This is a genomic window from Ilumatobacter sp. (assembly GCF_049588435.1).
In the GTDB taxonomy this organism is placed as follows: Bacteria; Actinomycetota; Acidimicrobiia; order Acidimicrobiales; family Ilumatobacteraceae; genus Ilumatobacter_A.
Map to the genome: position 1 here is coordinate 1 of NZ_JBAVYV010000076.1, position 3,275 is coordinate 3,275.

The following is a 3,275-nucleotide window of genomic DNA, read 5'->3' on the forward strand; positions in this document are numbered from 1 at the left end:
TGGCCGTGCGCTGCGCGTCAAGGAAGCCGAACTCGTCCGCCGGATCGTCGCCGAGGAAGTCGACAACTTCGCCGTCGAGCAGACATCGCGGCAGGCGGCGCCACTGATCGCATCGATGCGGCGCGCCGCCGATGCGGTGCGGACCGGTGAGGTCGAGCGATTCGCCGGTCGTCTCGGCGGCCTGTCCGACGCTGATCGCGACGCCGTCGACGCACTCACCAAGGCGATCGTGTCGAAGCTGCTCCACGAGCCGTCCGTGCGGTTGAAGCTCGACGCCGGAACTCCGCAGGGCGACCGGAACGCCGCTGCGGTCCGCGACCTGTTCGACCTCGGCTGAGGGGCACCTCGACCGTGCCGACCGTCCTCGTCCCCGTCCGTCTCGCGACGCGTGGATCGCGCCAGGCGATGGCTCAGGCCAACGTCGTGGCAACCGCGATCTCGTCGGTCAGCGGCCGCTCGGTCGAACTCGTCCTGATCGAGACCTCGGGGGACGCCCGCCAGGACGTCCCCCTCCACTCGATCGGCGGTCAGGGTGTCTTCGTCAAGGAGGTCCAGCGAGCGGTGGTCGACGGGCGCGCCGACATCGCGGTGCATTCGGCGAAGGATCTTCCGTCGGAGCCGGCACCGGGTCTGACGATCGGTGCGTTCACCGAACGACGTGCACCGCACGACGTCCTGGTCGGATCGACGCTCGACGCACTCCCCGACGGTGCAACGGTCGCGTCCGGCTCGGTGCGCCGCCGCGCCCAGTTGGCCGCCGTTCGACCGGACCTCCGGTTCGTCGAACTGCGCGGCAACATCGACACCCGCCTGTCGAAGATCCCCGAGGGTGGGGCCATCGTGATGGCCCGCGCCGCACTCGAGATTCTCGAGATGACCGATCGCATCGCCGAGACACTGCCGATCGAACGTTTCGTCCCGGCGGTCGGCCAGGGGTGCGTGGCCGTCGAGTGCCGCACCGGTGACGCGGACACGATGCACGCGCTCGCAGCGGTCGACCACGCGGTGACGCGCCGTCGAGTCGAGGTCGAGCGGGCGTTCCTCGCCGAGTTGGGGAGCGGCTGCTCGCTTCCGGTGGCGGGCCACGTCGACGGGGACCGACTGCACGTCTTCCTCGCCGAACCCGAGGAGAATCGCTCGGTGAGCGATGTCGTCGAACTGTCGCCGGGTGGAGCCGATCATCTCGCCGATCTCGCGCTCGCACGAACGACGGCGAGCACAATGCAGGAACGGCTGGGGTGACTCCGACGCTGCGTGGGTGCACCGTCGTGGTGACCCGTGAGCAGCGCGGTGAGCTCGGACGGCTGCTGGACGAGTCCGGAGCGACCGTCGTCCACGTTCCGCTGATCGAGGTCGTGGACGGCGACTCCGATGTGCTGGCACGGGCATGGTCCACGGAGCCCGATTGGGTGATCGTCACGTCGGCCGCAGGATCCGACCGTGTCGGTCGGGAATTGGCTCGACGTCCCGATGTGCGACTCGCGGCCGTGGGTACCGCGACGGCGCAACGCCTCGAAGATCTCGCCGGTCGACCGGTCGATCTCGTGCCGCAACGGCAGTGGGCCGAGTCGCTGGTCGAGGAGTTCACCCGACGCGTGACCAGCCCGTGCAGCGTCCTCGTGGCGCAGGCCGATCGGGCCGGTCCGACGCTGGTCGAAGGATTGCGGGCGGCGGGACACGATGTGAACGCGGTGGTCGCGTACCGCACGCTGTTGCGGCGCCCCGATGACGGCACGCTCGAGTCGATCGGTGATGCCGACGCGGTGATCTTCGCCAGCGGCTCGGCGGCCTCTGGATTCGCCGAGGCGATCGGAGCGGATGCGTCACACCGCCTCCCTCCGCTCGTGATCGCGATCGGTCCGACGACCGCGACGGCCGCCGAGCGGGCCGGGCTCACCGTCAGCCACGTCGCGAGCGATCATTCGTTGCCCGGCGTGGTCTCGACGCTCGCCGACGCCTGGGGAGCGTCCGGTTCCCACACGTAGGCTGGCCGTCGTGAATGCCGAGCGCACCCGCCGCCCGTACGTCCGGCCCCGACGGCTGCGTCGCAGTCCGGCGTTGAGAGAGTTGGTCGCCGATGTCCACGTGCGCGTCGACGATCTCGTCGCGCCGCTGTTCGTGCGCGAGGGGATCGACGAACCGCAGCCGATCGAGTCACTTCCCGGCGTGGTGCAGCACACCCTCGATTCGCTGCGCGCCGAGGTCGGTGCGCTCATCGACCTCGGGGTCCGTGCGGTCATCCTGTTCGGGGTGCCCGCCGAGAAGGACCCGGTCGGGAGCGGCGCCTACGACCCGGATGGGATCGTCCAGGAGGCGCTGCGCGACCTGCGCGCCGAGTTCGGCGACACCATGGTGCTGATGGCCGACCTGTGCGTCGACGAGTACACCGACCACGGCCATTGCGGGATCGTCGACGACCATGGCGTCGTCGACAACGACGCGACGCTCGAGATCTACGCCCGCGCCGCAGTGGCGCAGGCCGAGGCCGGAGCTCACGTCGTCGCCCCGAGCGGGATGATGGACGGCCAGGTCGCCGTGATCCGTGAGGCCCTCGACGGGGCCGGGTATCCCGACATCGCGATCCTCGCTTACTCGGCGAAGTACGCGAGCGCCCTGTACGGACCGTTCCGCGACGCGGTCGACGTCTCGATCGCCGACGGCGGCGACCGCAAGGGCTATCAGCAGGACTATCGGAACATCGCCGAGGCGATCCGTGAGATCGACCTCGATCTCGACGAGGGCGCCGACATGGTGATGGTCAAACCGGCACTCGCGTACCTCGATGTGATCGCCGATGTCGCGGCCCACGTCGATGTGCCCGTCGCGGCGTATCACGTGAGCGGGGAGTACGCGATGATCCACGCTGCGGGCGAACGCGGCTGGATCGATGCCGATGCCGTGGCGCTCGAACACCTCACCGCGATCAAGCGCGCCGGTGCCACGATCATCCTGACCTACTTCACCCGTTGGTTCGCCGAGCGGGCAGCAACGGAGATGCGATGACCGAGATGATTCCCCTGTGCGATCCGACGGCCTGTGTCGATGCGGGTTGCGTTTCGACCGTGTGCACCGGTGCCGGTGTGCCGTCGAATCACACCCTCTTCGAACGCAGCTGTGCGGCGATTCCCGGCGGCGTCAACTCGTCGATCCGGGCGTTCCGCTCGGTCGGAGGTGAGCCCTACGTCGTCGCCCGGGCGGACGGCGCGACGATCACCGACGTCGAGGGGAACACGTACCTCGACCTCGTCCAGAGCTACGGCGCCGTGATCCTCGGC

3 protein-coding genes and 2 pseudogenes are annotated in these 3,275 nt (G+C 69.3%); all 5 read left to right on the forward strand.

Going from position 1 to position 3,275, the window contains the following annotated elements:
- A pseudogene (locus WBV89_RS02765) lies at positions 1–337 on the forward strand (glutamyl-tRNA reductase); the annotation flags it as partial.
- A 14-nt stretch (positions 338–351) separates the two neighbouring features.
- The gene (hemC, locus tag WBV89_RS02770; RefSeq protein ID WP_423979816.1) at positions 352–1,242 is read left to right on the forward strand and encodes a hydroxymethylbilane synthase; all 891 of its coding nucleotides are present in this window, start codon (positions 352–354) and stop codon (positions 1,240–1,242) included.
- Positions 1,239–1,985 (forward strand): uroporphyrinogen-III synthase, encoded by a 747-nt coding sequence (locus WBV89_RS02775; protein WP_423979817.1) that lies wholly within the window; start codon positions 1,239–1,241, stop codon positions 1,983–1,985. Before hemC ends, WBV89_RS02775 begins: the two co-directional genes overlap by 4 nt.
- Positions 1,986–1,995: 10 nt before the next feature.
- Positions 1,996–3,003: a porphobilinogen synthase gene (gene hemB, locus WBV89_RS02780; RefSeq protein ID WP_423979818.1), complete on the forward strand. Its 1,008-nt coding sequence runs from the start codon at positions 1,996–1,998 to the stop codon at positions 3,001–3,003.
- Positions 3,000–3,275, forward strand: a pseudogene (locus WBV89_RS02785) (aspartate aminotransferase family protein); the annotation flags it as partial. The gene hemB and the pseudogene WBV89_RS02785, both read left to right, overlap by 4 nt.